Source organism: Curtobacterium sp. MCBD17_040 (assembly GCF_003234805.2).
Classification (GTDB): Bacteria; Actinomycetota; Actinomycetes; order Actinomycetales; family Microbacteriaceae; genus Curtobacterium.
This window is the reverse complement of record NZ_CP126273.1, coordinates 1761117-1776746: the sequence shown is the minus strand read 5'-3', so window position 1 is coordinate 1776746 and position 15630 is coordinate 1761117. Positions and strand designations below refer to the sequence as shown.

Annotated in this window: 13 protein-coding genes and 1 tRNA gene; 12 read left to right on the top strand and 2 right to left on the bottom strand. The window is 71.8% G+C overall.

Going from position 1 to position 15630, the window contains the following annotated elements; all coding sequences use genetic code 11:
* Window positions 1-93: 93 nt before the first annotated feature.
* The 3 genes from DEI94_RS08420 (at window position 94) to DEI94_RS08410 (ending at window position 3396) form a co-directional block, all read left to right on the top strand.
* Window positions 94-1422: an NAD(P)/FAD-dependent oxidoreductase gene (locus DEI94_RS08420; protein ID WP_111009073.1), complete on the top strand. Its 1329-nt coding sequence runs from the start codon at window positions 94-96 to the stop codon at window positions 1420-1422.
* A gap of 197 nt (window positions 1423-1619) precedes the next feature.
* On the top strand, window positions 1620-2768 hold the full coding sequence (locus tag DEI94_RS08415; RefSeq protein ID WP_111009072.1) for a zinc-dependent alcohol dehydrogenase: 1149 nt from the start codon (window positions 1620-1622) through the stop codon (window positions 2766-2768).
* 40 nt (window positions 2769-2808) lie between these two features.
* Complete coding sequence (locus tag DEI94_RS08410) at window positions 2809-3396, top strand: hypothetical protein (RefSeq protein WP_111009071.1); 588 nt, start codon at window positions 2809-2811, stop codon at window positions 3394-3396.
* A gap of 99 nt (window positions 3397-3495) precedes the next feature.
* Here DEI94_RS08410 and DEI94_RS08405 read toward each other — a convergent pair.
* A tRNA-Leu gene (locus DEI94_RS08405) sits at window positions 3496-3581 on the bottom strand.
* 168 nt (window positions 3582-3749) lie between these two features.
* Between DEI94_RS08405 and DEI94_RS08400 the strand changes: the two genes are divergently transcribed.
* Together DEI94_RS08400 and mshC are read left to right on the top strand one after the other, a co-directional pair.
* Window positions 3750-5075: a M20/M25/M40 family metallo-hydrolase gene (locus DEI94_RS08400; RefSeq protein ID WP_111025609.1), complete on the top strand. Its 1326-nt coding sequence runs from the start codon at window positions 3750-3752 to the stop codon at window positions 5073-5075.
* Window positions 5075-6340, top strand: a complete 1266-nt coding sequence (mshC, locus tag DEI94_RS08395) for a cysteine--1-D-myo-inosityl 2-amino-2-deoxy-alpha-D-glucopyranoside ligase (RefSeq protein WP_111025608.1) — start codon at window positions 5075-5077, stop codon at window positions 6338-6340. Before DEI94_RS08400 ends, mshC begins: the two co-directional genes overlap by 1 nt.
* A gap of 45 nt (window positions 6341-6385) precedes the next feature.
* On the opposite strand, the gene DEI94_RS08390 is transcribed toward mshC, so the two are convergent.
* The gene (locus tag DEI94_RS08390; RefSeq protein ID WP_111025707.1) at window positions 6386-7321 is read right to left on the bottom strand and encodes a proteasome assembly chaperone family protein; all 936 of its coding nucleotides are present in this window, start codon (window positions 7319-7321) and stop codon (window positions 6386-6388) included.
* Between the two features lie 158 nt (window positions 7322-7479).
* On the opposite strand from DEI94_RS08390, the gene DEI94_RS08385 reads away from it, so the two are divergent.
* From DEI94_RS08385 to DEI94_RS08355, 7 genes are all read left to right on the top strand, one after another.
* Window positions 7480-8214 carry an HAD family hydrolase gene (locus tag DEI94_RS08385; RefSeq protein ID WP_111025607.1) on the top strand — a complete coding sequence of 245 codons (735 nt, stop codon included), beginning with the start codon at window positions 7480-7482 and terminating at the stop codon, window positions 8212-8214.
* Window positions 8211-9224: a tRNA (adenine-N1)-methyltransferase gene (locus DEI94_RS08380; protein ID WP_111025606.1), complete on the top strand. Its 1014-nt coding sequence runs from the start codon at window positions 8211-8213 to the stop codon at window positions 9222-9224. The genes DEI94_RS08385 and DEI94_RS08380 overlap by 4 nt, the downstream gene beginning before the upstream one ends.
* Window positions 9225-9287: 63 nt before the next feature.
* Window positions 9288-10199, top strand: a complete 912-nt coding sequence (locus tag DEI94_RS08375; protein WP_111025605.1) for an FKBP-type peptidyl-prolyl cis-trans isomerase — start codon at window positions 9288-9290, stop codon at window positions 10197-10199.
* Window positions 10200-10235: 36 nt separating this feature from the next.
* Window positions 10236-11282 (top strand): helix-turn-helix transcriptional regulator, encoded by a 1047-nt coding sequence (locus DEI94_RS08370; protein ID WP_111025604.1) that lies wholly within the window; start codon window positions 10236-10238, stop codon window positions 11280-11282.
* Entirely contained in the window at window positions 11275-12243 is a 969-nt protein-coding gene (locus tag DEI94_RS08365) for a helix-turn-helix transcriptional regulator (protein WP_111009064.1), read from the top strand. The genes DEI94_RS08370 and DEI94_RS08365 overlap by 8 nt, the downstream gene beginning before the upstream one ends.
* Before the next feature lie 129 nt (window positions 12244-12372).
* Window positions 12373-13128 (top strand): twin-arginine translocase subunit TatC, encoded by a 756-nt coding sequence (gene tatC / locus DEI94_RS08360; protein ID WP_111009341.1) that lies wholly within the window; start codon window positions 12373-12375, stop codon window positions 13126-13128.
* Window positions 13125-15623, top strand: a complete 2499-nt coding sequence (locus tag DEI94_RS08355) for a DEAD/DEAH box helicase (RefSeq protein WP_111009063.1) — start codon at window positions 13125-13127, stop codon at window positions 15621-15623. The genes tatC and DEI94_RS08355 overlap by 4 nt, the downstream gene beginning before the upstream one ends.
* The last annotated feature ends 7 nt before the right edge of the window (window positions 15624-15630 follow it).

The following is a 15630-nucleotide window of genomic DNA, read 5'->3' as shown; positions in this document are numbered from 1 at the left end:
CGCGCGCCGACGACGCGATCCGAGCCTCCCGGGACGTACGCCGGGCCGTCGGAAATGGTGACCGTCCGAGCCGATCTGGCGTAGACCGTATGCATGGCTGACTCGATCCCACACGTCCTCGTCCTCGGCGGCGGTTCCGGCGGTTACTCCACCGTCCTGCACCTGCAGAAGCAGGCCACCACGGTCCCGATGCGGATCACCCTCGTCGACCAGAACACGTACTACACGTACCTGCCGTTCCTGCCCGAGGTCGCCGGCGGGCACATCGCACCCCGCGACGTCACCGTGGAGCTCCGCCGTGCGCTGCGGCGCACCCGGGTCATCCAGGGCAAGGTGACCGGGATCGACAGCACGGCGAAGACCGTCTCGGTCGCCACGGCGGGCGGGGACGACCGCACGCTCGGCTACGACCACGTCGTCGTCGCCCTCGGTTCGGTCACCCGCGTGTTCCCGACCCCCGGTCTCGAGGAGCACGCCGTGGGGTTCAAGAGCGTCGAGGAGGCCGCGTTCGTGCGTGCCAAGCTCCTCGACAACATCGCCAAGGCCGCGGCCACGCGTGACGAGGAGGAGCGCCGCAAGCTCCTCACCAGCATCTTCATCGGCGGTGGCTACACCGGTGTCGAGGCGATCGGGGAGCTGTTCGACGTCTCGCAGGCCGCCATCGCGACCTACCCGTCGCTCGCCGGCGAGCAGCCCCGATGGGTGCTCATCGACGCGCTCGACCGCGTGGCGCCCGAGGTCGGCCCCGACCTGTCCAAGTGGACGCTCGAGTCGCTCCGCACCCGCGGGATCGACGTCCGCCTCAAGACCACGATGCCGAGCTGCGAGGGCGGAGTCGTCAAGCTCAGCGACGGTGACGAGTTCGCCGCCGGCCTCATCGTCTGGACGGCGGGCGTCAAGCCCAACCCGGTGCTCGACAACACCGATCTGCCGCGCGGGCCGAAGGGCCACCTGGCGTGCAACGCGAAGCTCCAGGTCGAGGACGAGCAGACCCACGAAGTGGTCGAGGGGGCCTGGGGCCTCGGCGACGCCGCACAGGTGCCCGACCTGACGGCGGAGAAGCAGCCGGCGTACTACCCGCCGAACGCGCAGAACGCGGTCCGGCAGGCGGTCGTCGTCGCGGACAACATCGTCGCGACGATCACCGGGCAGCCCATCCGCGAGTACCGCCACGTGTCGATCGGATCGGTCGCCTCGTACGGCATCGCGAAGGGCGCGGCCAACATCAAGGGGATCAAGATGACGAACCTCCCGGCCTGGGCTGCGCACCGCGCCTACCACGTGTACGCGATGCCGACCCTGAACCGGAAGGCGCGCATCGTCATCGGCTGGCTCACCGGCGCCGTGTCGGGTCGCGACTCGACGTCGCTCATCAAGGAGACCGACCCGCGGCGTGAGTTCGTGGACGCCGCGAACAGCTGAGTCACGCTCCGCTGACGCGGGAGACGGATGGGAGGGACGGTGCCGGTCGGCGCCGTCCCTCTCGGCACGGCCGGGACGCCGCTGGCGCGTCGCCCCGGAACCGGCGGGAGGGGCCCACCTCCCGGCGTGGGCGGGGTACGTTCCTGGATCGCCGCCCAGCGGGCGTGGGGTGGACTCGGGACGTCGAGAGGAGACGCATGCGCGCCATGACCTACCGGGGGCCCTACCGGATCCGAGTCGAGGACAAGGACGTCCCTCGGATCGAGCACCCGAACGACGCGATCGTCCGCGTGACCCGAGCCGCCATCTGCGGCTCCGATCTGCACCTGTACCACGGCCTCATGCCGGACACGCGCATCGGGCACACCTTCGGTCACGAGTTCATCGGCGTCGTCGAGGAGGTCGGCTCGTCGGTCGAGCGGCTCCAACGTGGCGACCGGGTGATGGTCCCCTTCAACATCTTCTGTGGCACCTGCTGGTACTGCGCCCGCGGCCTGTACTCGAACTGCCACAACGTCAACCCCAACGCGACCGCGGTCGGCGGCATCTACGGGTACTCCCACACGACGGGCGGCTACGACGGCGGCCAGGCGGAGTACGTCCGGGTGCCCTTCGCGGACGTCGGTCCGCAGGTCATCCCCGACTGGCTCGACGACGAGGACGCGCTCATGATGACCGACGCGCTCGCCACCGGGTACTTCGGTGCACAACTCGGCGACATCGCGGAGGGCGACACGGTCGTCGTGTTCGGCGCGGGCCCGGTCGGTCTGTACGCCGCGAAGTCCGCCTGGCTCATGGGTGCCGGCCGGGTGATCGTCATCGACCAGCTCGAGTACCGGCTCGAGAAGGCCCGCACGTTCGCGCAGGCCGAGACCATCAACTTCGCCGAGGTCGCCGACGTCGTGCTCGAGCTGAAGCGCACGACCGACTTCCTCGGTGCGGACGTCTGCATCGATGCCGTCGGAGCCGAAGCCGACGGCAACCTGCTGCAGCACGTCACCGCGACGAAGCTGAAGCTCCAGGGCGGTTCGCCCATCGCGCTCAACTGGGCGATCGACGGCGTCCGCAAGGGCGGCACGATCTCGGTCATGGGCGCGTACGGGCCGATCTTCAGCGCGGTGAAGTTCGGTGACGCGATGAACAAGGGCCTGACGTTGCGCATGAACCAGACCCCGGTGATCCGCCAGTGGCCGCGGCTGCTCGAACACATCCGCGCCGGGTACCTCAAGCCGAGCGAGATCATCACCCACCGCATCCCGCTCGAGCACATCGCCGAGGGCTACCACCTGTTCTCGGCGAAGCTCGATGACTGCATCAAGACCGTGATCGTGCCGGAGGGCGCGTGACCGGCGGCGACCGGACATCGCCGAACACGAGGAGGACCGCATGACCGACGACGAACCGCTCGCCTACCTGCCGGACAAGCCCCGCGACGTCCCCACGCCAGAGGAACTGCGTGCTCGGATCCCAGGCTGGGGCGCCGACCTCGATCCCGCCGACCGGCCGGCCGTGCCGCGCCTCCGGTTCGACCCGTCCGCCACCGGTGCGCACTGGACGTTCCCGGAGCGACAGCCGGGTGCCGAGGGCCGCGAGCGCTCGATCGAGCACGCCTTCGTGACGCCCGTGTTCGGGACGGCGCAGCCGCTGTCCGGTGTCTCGGGTCTGATCCGCCGCGCTGCGTACGGGTTCTTCAGCGAAGGGCGTGCGGCGCACTGGCTGCTCCTCATCGCCGGGGACCGCGTCAACGTCGCGGAGGCGCGGATCGCCGCGGCCCTGCAGGGGTCGCCGGACCGGGTCGTGCACGAGACCGGGATCGCTGCCGAACGGGGCGGCCGGGGGATCGCCGAACGACTGCGCTCGTCGCGGTCGGACACGCACCACACGTGGATCGACCCGCTGCTGACGATGGGGCCGTACGTGCTCGTGGGCCTCGTCGCGACCTCGCTGGTCCGGGGCCTGGTGCGTCGGCGCTGAAGCCGGGTCCGCCAGCGGCGGAGCCAGGACGCGGTGCACGAGCGGGGACGGCCACCGAACGAAGAAGCGGCTGGTCCCGATGGGACCAGCCGCTCGTCGTGTCCGAGGGGGGACTTGAACCCCCACGCCCTAATACGGGCACTAGCACCTCAAGCTAGCGCGTCTACCAATTCCGCCACCCGGACAGGGTGTCGACGCGGGTCCTGGGCCTTCCGGCCGGTCCCGCTGCCGAGGAACGACAGTAGCACGGATCGGCGGCGCGACCGCACACGGGCGCGCATCCCGGGCGCGCCCGCCCGGCCTGCCCGCACCGGCGGGCACCGTGGTCGTACGCGGACGGTACCGTTGGGGACATGACCGATGTGCAGCGACCGGCGGACGTCGACACGGAGCTCGAGGCCACCGCCGCCATCGCCCGTGACCTCATCCGGTTCGACACCACGAACCACGGCGAGGGGCGTTCGAACGGCGAGGCCGACGCGGCCGAGTACGTCGAGGCGCATCTCCGGGACCTCGGGCTGGAGCCGCAGCTGTTCGAGTCGGAGCCGGGCCGGGTCAGCGTCGTCGCACGGGTTCCCGGGCGCGACCGCGACAAGCCGGGGCTCGTCGTGCACGGGCACCTCGACGTCGTCCCGGCCGATCCCGCGAACTGGTCCGTGGACCCATTCGGTGGCATCGTCCAGGACGGCGCGCTCTGGGGTCGCGGCGCGGTCGACATGAAGGACATGGACGCGATGATGCTCACCGCCCTGCGGGACGTCATCGAGCGGCAGGGCGCACCCGAGCGCGACCTGGTGATCGGCTTCTTCGCGGACGAGGAGGCCGGCGGCGTCCTCGGCGCGCACCACGTCGTCGCGGAACACCCCGAGGTCTTCGCCGGGGCGACGGAGGCCATCAGCGAGGTCGGTGGTTACTCGATCACCCTCGGCGATCGCCGGGCCTACCTGCTGCAGACGGGCGAGAAGGCGCTCATCTGGATCAAGCTCGTCGCGCGGGGCACCGCCGCGCACGGGTCGCACGTGATGCGCGACAACGCGGTGACGAAGCTCGCCGCGGCCGTCGCGCGCATCGGGAGCCGCGAGTGGCCGGTCCGGATGTCCGACACGACCGACGCGATGGTGCGCGAGGTCGCCCGGTTCCTCGGGGTGGACCCCACGCGGACGGGACCGGACGAGGTCGCGCTGGCGACCGGTTCGGCCTCGCGCTTCATCCACGCGGCCCTGCACACGACGACGAACCCGACGCTCCTGCACGCCGGCTACAAGCACAACGTGATCCCCGACACCGCCGAGGCGCTCGTCGACATCCGGTGCCTGCCCGGCGACGAGGAGCAGGTGCTCGCCGAGGTCCGTGAACTCGCCGGGGACGACGTCGAGGTGCTGACGACGCACCGGGACGTCGGTCTCGAGACCGCGTTCGCCGGTCCGCTCGTCGACACCGTCCGTGCGGTCCTCGACCGGCACGACCCAGGCGCGCCGGTGCTGCCCTACCTGCTGTCCGGCGGGACCGACAACAAAGCGCTGTCGACCCTCGGCATCGCCGGCTACGGGTTCGTCCCGTTGCAGCTCCCCGGTGACATGGACTTCCCCGCCATGTTCCACGGCGTCGACGAGCGGGTCCCGCTGGCGTCGCTCGCGTTCGGGCGCCGCGTCCTCGCCGATCTCCTGGCGACCTACTGATGCGGGCCTGGGAGCACCCCGACGTCCCCGAGGTCCCCGGCGTCGGCAGCCGGCCTCGCGTGCACGACACCGCCACCGGCAGCCCGGTCGACCCGACGGACGGCGGCGAGCGCGCGACCATGTACGTGTGCGGCATCACGCCGTACGACGCGACCCACCTCGGGCACGCGGCCACCTACCTGGCCTTCGACACCCTGAACCGGGCCTGGCGGGATGCCGGACTCGACGTCGAGTACGTGCAGAACACGACCGACGTCGACGACCCGCTCCTCGAGCGCGCCGCGGCGACCGGCGTCGACTGGCGCGAGCTCGCCGCCTCGCAGATCGCGTTGTTCCGGCGCGACATGGAGGCGCTGCGGGTGCTCCCGCCGGACGAGTACGTCGCGGTCACCGACGAGGTCGAGCGCATCGGCGAGGCCGTCGCGTTCCTGCTCGAGTCCGGCCACGGCTACCGGGTGCCGACGGAGGGCGCGGACGGCGACGACGTGTACTTCGACGTCCAGCGCGCGACCGACGCCTGGTCGCTCGGTGCCGAGAGCGGCCTGGACCGCGACACCATGCTCGCGCTGTCGGCGGAGCGCGGTGGCGACCCGGATCGACCCGGCAAGCGTGACCCGCTCGATCCGCTGCTGTGGCGTGCGGCACGACCCGGCGAACCGACCTGGGACACCGCTGTGGGCACCGGGCGCCCCGGATGGCACATCGAGTGCAGCGTCATCGCGGGCGACCGCCTCGGTGCGCCCGTCTCGGTGCAGGGCGGGGGGAGCGACCTCGTGTTCCCGCACCACGAGATGAGCGCGGGCCACACGGCGGCGCTCGCGCACGCACCACTCGCACGCGCCTACGTCCACACCGGGATGATCGCCTACCAGGGCACGAAGATCTCGAAGTCGCTCGGCAACCTCGTGACCGTCCGCGGCCTGCTCGACGACGGCGCCGACCCGCGGGTCGTCCGCCTCGCGCTGTTGTCCCACCGCTACTCGGACGACTGGGAGTGGTTCGACAGCGAGCTGACGAGCGCGACCACGCGGCTCGCCTCGTGGGACGCCTGGGCTCGCGGCGTCGATCTGGAGGACCGGGGCGACGCCGACACGTCGGTGGCCGTCGCGAGCATGGCTCGGATCCGCGAGCGGGTCGCGGACGACCTCGACACGCCGGGGGCGGTCGCCGCGGTGGACACCGCGATCGCGGCGGGTGGCACGTGCACGGGCGAGCTCGTCGCGCTCGTCGACGCCGTGCTCGGGATCCGGATCGGACGACACTGACGGAGGACCCGGACCGGGGTCCGGGGTCCGTCGGCCGTCCCGCCTTCAGGACTGGGGTGGGCGCCAGGGACCCTCGCCGGGGCCCCCCGGGGCGCCGTCCTTGCCGTCACGTCGGCGGAGGTACTGCTCGAACTCCTGGGCGATCGCGTCGCCGCTGGCCTCCGGGGAGTCGACCGTGTCGCGCGCCTGTTCGAGCTGCGTGATGTAGCTCGCCATGTCCTCGTCGTCGGCTGCCAGCGCGTCGATGCCCTGCTCCCAGTTCGCGGCGTCGTCGAGCAGGGACCCGCGCGGCACCGTCACGTCGGTGAGGTCCTCGATGCGGTCGAGGAGCGCGAGGGTCGCCTTCGGCGAGGGGGCGTTGTGGACGTAGTGCGGGACCGAGGCCCAGAGGGAGATCGTGGGCACGCCGGCGGTGTCCATCGCGTCCGACAAGACGCTGATGATGCCGACCGGGCCCTCGTACGTCGAGTGGTCGACGCCGAGCGCGGTGCGGACGTCCTCGTCCTCACTGGACACGAAGACCGAGATCGGGCGGGTGTGCGGGACGTCCGCGAGCATCGCGCCGACGAACACGACGGCGTCGATCGCGTGCACGTCCACCAGGTCCACGATCTCCGCCGCGAACCCGCGCCACGTCCGCGACGGCTCGGGACCGACGAGCACGTACACCCCGCGCTCACTCGTGGTGCCGCCGGCACCGACGACCTGGGAGACGGCGGGCGTGGTGCCGGTGGACGCCGGACCATGGAGCACGATCCGCGGCCAGATGACGCCGCGCATGCCGTCGTCGTCGGTGCCGATCGTCGGGCGGTTGAACTGGTAGTCGACGTACCGTTCACCGTCGAGCTCCCGGAGTTCCTCCAGGTCGAGCGCGTCGACGATGCGTCGGGCGAGTCCGCTCGCGGCCTCGCCCGCGTCGTTCCATCCCTCGAACGCGACGACGAGCAGGCGCCCGTCGCTGAAGGGGGAGTGCTGTGGCACGGAGGGGACCTCCTGGTCGATCTGCCGAGGGACGCGGGGCGCCGCGACCTGCACACCAACAATAGGACGTGCGTCCTCGCGGGCACCGCGGCCCGCGCTCCCGGCGTCGTGCCCGGAGCGAACGGGCGTTCGGGTGCCCGCCGCTACACTCGGGGGCCGTGACCTCCGAACTCCCCGCCGCGGTCCTCTGGGACATGGACGGCACCCTCGTGGACACCGAGCCGATCTGGCAGCGGTCCCAGATGGTGCTGACCGCGCAGTACGACGCCCCGTGGACCCACGAGGACGGCTTGTCCCTCGTCGGCAGTGGCCTCGAGCGCTCCGGCGAGATCCTCCGTGAGCACGGCGTGGACCTGACCGTGGAGGAGATCGTCGAGTGGATGACGACCTACGTGGTCGAGCACATGCACGACGCCGTGCCGTGGCGTCCCGGGGCCCGCGAGCTCGTCGAGGAGCTGCACGACCGCGGCGTCCCGACCGCACTCGTGACGATGTCCCGGCGACGGATGGCGGTCGACGTGGCCGAGTTGCTCGGCGCGAGGGGATTCCGCGTGGTCGTCGCGGGCGACGACGTGGAGCACGCCAAGCCGCACCCCGAGGCGTTCCTCCGTGCTGCGGCAGAACTCGGCGTCGACCCGGCCCGCTGCGTCGCGATCGAGGACTCGCCGACGGGTGTCGCCGCGGCGCTCGCCTCCGGGGCCGTCACGGTCGCGGTCGAGCACGTCGTGCCGATCGCCGAGGGCAGCGCCGACGTCCGGCTCGAGTCGCTGGACGGCGTGGACGTCGACCGGCTCGTCGCACTGACGGCGCCCGCGTTCTCGGCGCACGCCGCCGCGGCGACCACGGCGTCCTCCGGGGCGGCGGCGCAGCTCCCGGGCGAGGGCGCGCGATGACCGGCGCGCCAGCCCGCGGTCCCTTCCGTGCCGGCGACCGCGTCCAGCTCACCGGCCCGAAGGGCAAGCTGACCACGCTCTCGCTCGAGGCCGGCGGCGAGTACCACACGCACCGCGGCGTCCTCCGCCACAACGACGTGATCGGCCAGCAGGACGGCTCCGTGATCGCCTCGTCGAGCGGCGACGAGTACCTGGCCCTCCGCCCCCTGCTGAACGACTACGTCATGTCCATGCCCCGCGGGGCCGCGATCGTCTACCCGAAGGACGCGGCCCAGATCGTCGCCTTCGCGGACGTGTTCCCGGGGGCCCGGGTCGTCGAGGCCGGCGTCGGCTCGGGCGCGCTCTCGCTGTGGTTGCTCCGGGCGATCGGCGCCGAGGGGACCCTGCACTCGTTCGAGCGTCGGTCCGAGTTCGCCGACATCGCCCGCGGCAACGTCGCCACGTTCCTCGGGGGCGATCCGGACAACTGGACCGTCACCGTGGGCGACCTCGTCGAGGAGTTGGCGCAGCACGTCGACGCCGGATCCGTCGACCGGGTCGTGCTCGACATGCTCGCGCCGTGGGAGTGCGTGGACGACGCCGCCGACGCACTCGTGCCCGGCGGACTCATCGTCTGTTACGTGGCGACCGTGACGCAGCTCTCCCGCGTGTGCGAGGCGATCCGCGACACCGGCCGCTACACCGAGCCGGAGCCGAGCGAGACGCTCGTCCGCACCTGGCACGTCGACGGACTCGCCGTGCGTCCCGACCACCGGATGGTCGGCCACACCGGGTTCCTGGTGACGGCCCGACGGCTCGCGGACGGCGTCGTGCTGCCCGACCACCGACGCCGTCGCAAGCCCGAGTTCGCCGACGAGGACGTCGAGCTGTGGACGCCCGGCGCCGTGGGCGAGCGGGCGACGAGCGACAAGAAGCTCCGGAAGGTCGCCCGGCAGGCGGCCGCGCAGGCCCGGAAGGTCGCCGCGGCGGACGGGCCCCGGGCGGACGAGGCGCCAGCGGACGACCGCTAAGCTCTACCGGAGTCGTCCGGCGTCATCCGGGCGCGAACCCCCGAACGAGTGGAAAGAGGGTCCGTGCGCACCATCCCCGCACTCCTGGTCACGGTCGGCCTCGTCGCGTCGCTCACAGCGTGCGCGTCGGGCTCGGCGTCCGCGGGGGAATGCACGGCACCCGCGCCCGGCAACGCGTCCGAGGCCGTGTCGGCGTCCGGCGCGATCGGTGCGAAGCCGACGGTCCACGTCCCGTCGCCGCTCACCACGAAGCGGACCGAGGTCTCCGTGCTCCACCAGGGGTCCGGCCGTGTCCTCGGCGAGGGTTCCCCGGCGGTCATCGAGTACACGGTGGTGGACGGCGCGACCGGCAAGACCCTGCAGACCAGCGGGTACAAGGGGACGACGAGTCCCATCACCGTCGGGTCGACGAACGGCGGTGCGCTGGGCAACGCGCTCGAGTGCGCGCGGGTCGGTGACCGCCTCGCGATCGTGGTGTCGAAGAAGGCGCTCCAGAACGGCAGCACCACCACGGCGAAGGTCCAACAGGACGCCGCGGTCGTCGTTGCGGACGTCGTGGACGGCTTCGCCTCGCGTGCCGACGGACGGCCACAGGTCGCCGCCGACGGCATGCCGGCCGTCGTGCTCGCCCCGAACGGTGCGCCCGGGATCACCGTGCCCGCCACCGCTGCACCGTCGACTGACCAGGTGCACCTGCTCCGCAAGGGGTCCGGCCGCGAGATCACCGCGAAGGACACGGCAGTGGTCAAGTACACCGCGGTCAACTGGGGCACGAACTCGACTGTCGCCGGGTCGAGCTGGACCGACGGATCGGGTGCCGTGACGGTCCCGCTGGCGCCCGGCAACCAGATCGCGGCATCGATCCGCAAGGCCCTGATCGGCAAGCAGGTCGGCGACCAGGTGCTCGCCGTCGTCAAGCAGAACGGCACGACGTACGCGTACGTGTTCGACCTGCTCGGCGTGATGCCACGCTGATCCCGGGGGTACGCCCGCTGCCGTAGGATCAGCCTCGTGCCAGCGACCCGATCCCCGCGTGTCCCGGCGGAGGAACGGCTGTTCAGCCTCGTGCTCGCGCTCCTGTCGACGGAGTCGGGGCTCACGAAGGGCGAGATCCTCGCGAACGTGCAGGGATACCGCCAGCGGTACACGCCGGGTGGTGACAACGCCTCGCTCGAGCGTCAGTTCGAGCGCGACAAGGACGACGTCCGCGAACTCGGTGTCCCGCTCGAGACCATCGAGACGCCCGGTGCGACCGGCAACAACCAGACGCTGCGCTACCGGATCCCGAAGGGCGAGTACGACCTGCCCGAGGACGTCCGGTTCACCCCGGACGAGTCCGCGCTGCTGTCCCTGGCGGCGATGGCCTGGCGTGAGGGCGCGCTCTCCGCCGACTCCCGTCGCGCCCTGCTCAAGCTGCGGTCCGTCGGCGGTACCGACGACGACAGCGAGGACGCGCTCGCGGACGGCCGCGCCGTGGACGCCTACGCTCCTCGGCTCCGGGCCAGGGACGCCGCGTTCGAACCACTGCGCGCCGCGCTCGACCGCGCCGCCGCCGTCCGGTTCGACTACATCACACCGGGCAGCACCAAGGCCCGGATGCGGCAGGTCGCGCCACTGGCACTCGTGCAGCACGGCGGACGCTGGATGCTCGCCGCGCACGAGTTCGCGACCGACTCCGACAAGAACTACCTGCTCTCCCGCGTCGTCGGTCCGGTCACGACGTACGAGGTCGGCCAGCACGAGGCGCCGGCGGACGCCGGGGAGCGTGCCCTCGCGGAACTCGACCGGGTCTGGGCGAACCGGACCGCCACGATCCAGGTCGCCACGGGCAGCGACGCCGAGCGGCGACTCGCCCGCCGACGCGGCACCACCACGGACGCCGACGGTCGACTCGTCCTGCACTTCGTGGATCCCCAGATCCTCGCCGAGGAGCTCGCCGCCTTCGGGCCGGAGGTCCGTGTCGTGGAGCCGTCGGCCGTGCGGGACCTCGTGTGTGCCCGTCTCGAGCGACTCGTGCAGGACCACGACGACACCCCGGGGGAGGCTGCCCGTGGCTGAGCAGCCGCTCCAGGCGCAGGACAAGCTCGCGTTCCTCCTGTCGCTCGTGCCGTACCTCATCGACCGCGAGCGCGTGTCGGTCACCGAGGCAGCACGACACTTCGGGGTCCCCGCGGCTCGGATCCGCCGCGCCGTCGAGCTCATCGCCGTGTCGGGGGTCCCGGGCGAGACCATGCAGTACCAACACGGTGACCTGTTCGACATCGCCTGGGACGACTTCGAGCAGAACGACATGATCGTGTTGACCAACCTCGTCGCGATCGACGACTCCCCGCGGCTCTCGGCCCGCGAGGCCTCGGCGCTCATCGCCGGCCTGCAGTACCTGTCGGCGCTACCCGAGGCCGGGGACCCGGAGGCGATCCACGCGCTCATCGCGAAGCTGTCCCGTGGGGCGGGTGGCGCCTCCAGTTCGGTCGCGGTCGGGCAGGACGCGCACGATGTCACCCTCGAGGTGATCCGGCGGGCGATGTCGGCCGGTCGGGGCCTCCGGTTCGACTACGCGGGGCCGCGGGCGCCCCGCGGTGAACGCCGCGTGGACCCGCTCCGGGTCGAGTCCATCGACACCGACTGGTACCTGCGCGCCTGGGACCTCGATCGCGATGCGCTCCGGACCTTCCGACTCGACCGCATGTCGGGCGTCGCCGTGGACGACCGTCCGGCGACGAAACGGATCGAGGACGTCGAGATCCCCGACACGCTGTTCCAACGTGGGCCCGAGGACACGATCGTCACCGTCGAGCTCGACTCCTCGTCCCTGCCGCTCGTCGCGGATTACCTCGCCGACACCGCGGACGACCCGGACGACCAGGGCCGCGTCCGCATCCGGCTCGCCGCGACCGGGTTCGACGGTGTCGTCCGCCTCGTCGCCGGGCTGCCCGGCCGTGCGGTCGTGCTGCACCCGCCCGCCGCGCGCGCGGCCCTCCGCGCCTTCGCCGCGGCAGCGCTCGCCCCCGCGGACTGAGCCGCCCCCGGCGTCGTCCGCCATGTCGGTCCACGGCGGAGAGGACGTAGGATCACAGCCATGGCCTCGACGACTGCGCGCGGACGCCAGCCTCGCCCGGGGATGCCGAAGAAGGACCCCGAGGGGCGGATGTCCCTCGGACAGCACCTCGTCGAGCTCCGCAAGCGCCTGTTCCGCGCCGTGCTCGCCATCGCCGTGTGTGCCGTGGCAGGGTGGTTCCTCACGCCGTGGGTGCTCGACGCCCTCCGCGCGCCGGTCCGCAACCTGGCCCGTGCCGGCGGCGGGCACGTCGCCGAGCTGAACTTCCCGGTGATCACCGGTGCGTTCGACCTCCGTCTGCAGATCGCGATCACGATCGGCATCGTCATCTCGAGCCCCGTGTGGCTCTACCAGGTGTGGGCCTTCATCGTGCCGGCGCTGGTCCGCCGCGAGAAGCTCTACGTCATCGGCTTCTTCGGCTCGGCGATCCCGCTCTTCCTCGGCGGCTGCTTCTGCGGGTGGTACGTCCTGCCGCACATCGTCGGGATCCTCGGCAGCTTCGTGTCGCACGAGGACGCCTCGATCGTGGACGCCAAGACCTACTACGACTTCGTCATCAAGCTCGTCCTCGCCATCGGCATCGCGTTCGTGCTCCCGGTGTTCCTCGTGCTCCTCAACTTCGTCGGGGTGCTCTCCGCCGCGGCCATCATCGGCTCCTGGCGCATCGCGATCCTCTGCATCCTCGTGTTCACCGCCCTGGTCACGCCGTCGGCCGACGTCATCTCGATGTTCCTGCTCGCCGTGCCGATGGTCGTGCTGTACATCGCTGCCTGCGCGGTCTCGTGGTTCCACGACCGGCGCGCAGCGCGACGTCAGGCAGCGGTGGACGCGGAGTACGGCCTGTGACCGACACGGGACTGACCCCGGCCGCCCGGTTCGCCGCCGCCCGCGCGCGGGCGCGGTCACGGAACCTCGAGCTGTTCCGCACCGAGCTCCGATTCGACCTCGACCCGTTCCAGATGGCGTCGTGCCTGGCGCTCGACGAGGGCCGCAGCGTGCTCGTCGCCGCGCCCACCGGTGCCGGCAAGACGGTCGTCGCCGAGTTCGCGGTGTGGCTCGCGATGCGTTCCCCGACGGCGAAGGTGTTCTACACCACGCCGATCAAGGCGCTGTCGAACCAGAAGTACGGCGAACTCGTCGACGCGTACGGCGAGTCGGAGGTCGGGCTGCTCACGGGCGACACCAACGTCAACCCGAGGGCGCGCGTGGTCGTGATGACGACCGAGGTGCTCCGCAACATGATCTACGCGGAGTCCGACCTGCTCGACGACCTGGCCTACGTCGTGCTCGACGAGGTCCACTACCTCGCCGACCGGTTCCGCGGGCCGGTGTGGGAAGAGGTGATCCTGCACCTGCCGAGCGAGGTCCGGCTCGTCTCCCTGTCGGCGACCGTGTCGAACGCCGAGGAGTTCGGCGACTGGCTGCAGGCGGTGCGCGGGGACACGGACGTCATCGTGTCGGAGGAGCGTCCGGTGCCGCTCGAGCAGCACGTGCTCGTCGGTCCGAAGCTCGTCGACCTGTTCGACTCGTCGGGTGCGGCGGCGACCAACCGTGTCAACCCGGAGCTCATGCGACTGGTCGGTGGGGCCTCGCGGGGTGGCGACCGCAACGGCGGTCGAGGCCGCGGCCGCGGACGCGGTCCGGCGTACGACCATCGCGGGCCGCGCCAGGAACGCATGCACCGCGAGGGCATCGTCCACATGCTCGACGAGCGGCGGTTGCTGCCGGCCATCTTCTTCGTGTTCAGCCGGAACGGATGCGACCAGGGCGTGCGCCAGGTCCTCCGCTCCGGGATCTCGCTGACGACCGCCGCTGAGCGCCGCGAGATCCGCGAGACCGCCGAGTACCACTGCCGCACCCTGCTCGACGAGGACCTCGCGGTGCTCGGCTACTGGGAGTGGCTCGAGGGCCTCGAGCGGGGCGTCGCGGCGCACCACGCGGGTCTGCTGCCAGCGTTCAAGGAGGTCGTCGAGGACCTGTTCCAGCGCAAGCTGCTCAAGGTCGTGCTCGCCACCGAGACCCTGGCGCTCGGGGTCAACATGCCCGCCCGCACGGTGGTGCTCGAGAAGCTCGAGAAGTTCAACGGCGAGGCGCGCGTCCCGATCACGCCGGGGGAGTACACGCAGCTGACCGGCCGCGCCGGTCGCCGCGGGATCGACGTCGAGGGCCATGCGGTCATCCAGTGGACCGACGGCCTCGAACCACAGGCGGTGGCGTCGCTCGCCTCGCGCCGGACCTACCCGCTGAACTCCGCGTTCAAGCCGACGTACAACATGGCCGTCAACCTCATCGAGCAGTTCGGGCGGGAGCGGACGCGCGAGGTCCTCGAGACGTCGTTCGCGCAGTTCCAAGCGGACCGCTCGGTCGTCGATCTCGCCCGGAAGGCCCGATCGCAGCAGGAGTCGCTCGACGGCTACCGCCGGTCCATGGAGTGCCACCTCGGGGACTTCACGGAGTACGCGGCGCTCCGACGCGAGCTCTCCGACCTGGAGCGGTCGACGATCCCGGGCGGCCGCGAGTCCTCACACGGTGCACGCCAGGAGCGGCAGGCCGCGATCAGCGAGGTCCGGCGACGCATGCAGCGGCATCCCTGCCACGCGTGTCCCGACCGCGAGGCGCACGCGCGCTGGGCCGAGCGCTGGTACCGCCTGTCCCGCTCCACCGACAAGCTGCTCGCGCAGATCCGCTCGCGCACCGGTGCGGTGGCGATCGTGTTCGACCGGGTGACCGACGTCCTCCTGGCACTCGGCTACCTGACCCGCGACGCGCCGGAGGACGTGGACGGCGTCCCGGTGCCGACGTCCGAGTCCGCGGGGGCCCGACGGGACGAGGTGCGCGTCGCCGCCGGTGGGCGCCGGTTGCAGCGCATCTACGGCGACCGCGACCTGCTCGTCGCGGAGTGCATCGAGGCGCACGTCTGGGACGAGTTGACACCGGCGCAGCTCGCGGCGATGGCGGCGACGATCGTCTACGAGCCCCGCCGCGAGGACGCTCCCGGCACGGAACACGCGCTGCCCCGCGGCGCCTTCCGTCCGGCCCTCGACGAGACGCTCACGATCTGGGCGCGCCTCGACGACCTCGAGCGGGACCACCGCCTGGCAGGATCGATGCCGCCCACGCCCGCGATCGCGCTCGGCGTCTTCCGATGGGCGTCGGGGTCCTCGCTCGACGACGTCCTCCGGACCCTCGACCTCGCCGCAGGCGACTTCGTCCGGTGGTCCAAGCAGGTGATCGACCTGCTCGACCAGCTCCGCAACGCGGCCGACGCGCCGTTGTCGCGCACCGCCTCCCGTGCCGCCGACGCCATGCGCCGTGGCATCGTCGCCTACGCGACGGTCTGAGGGACGA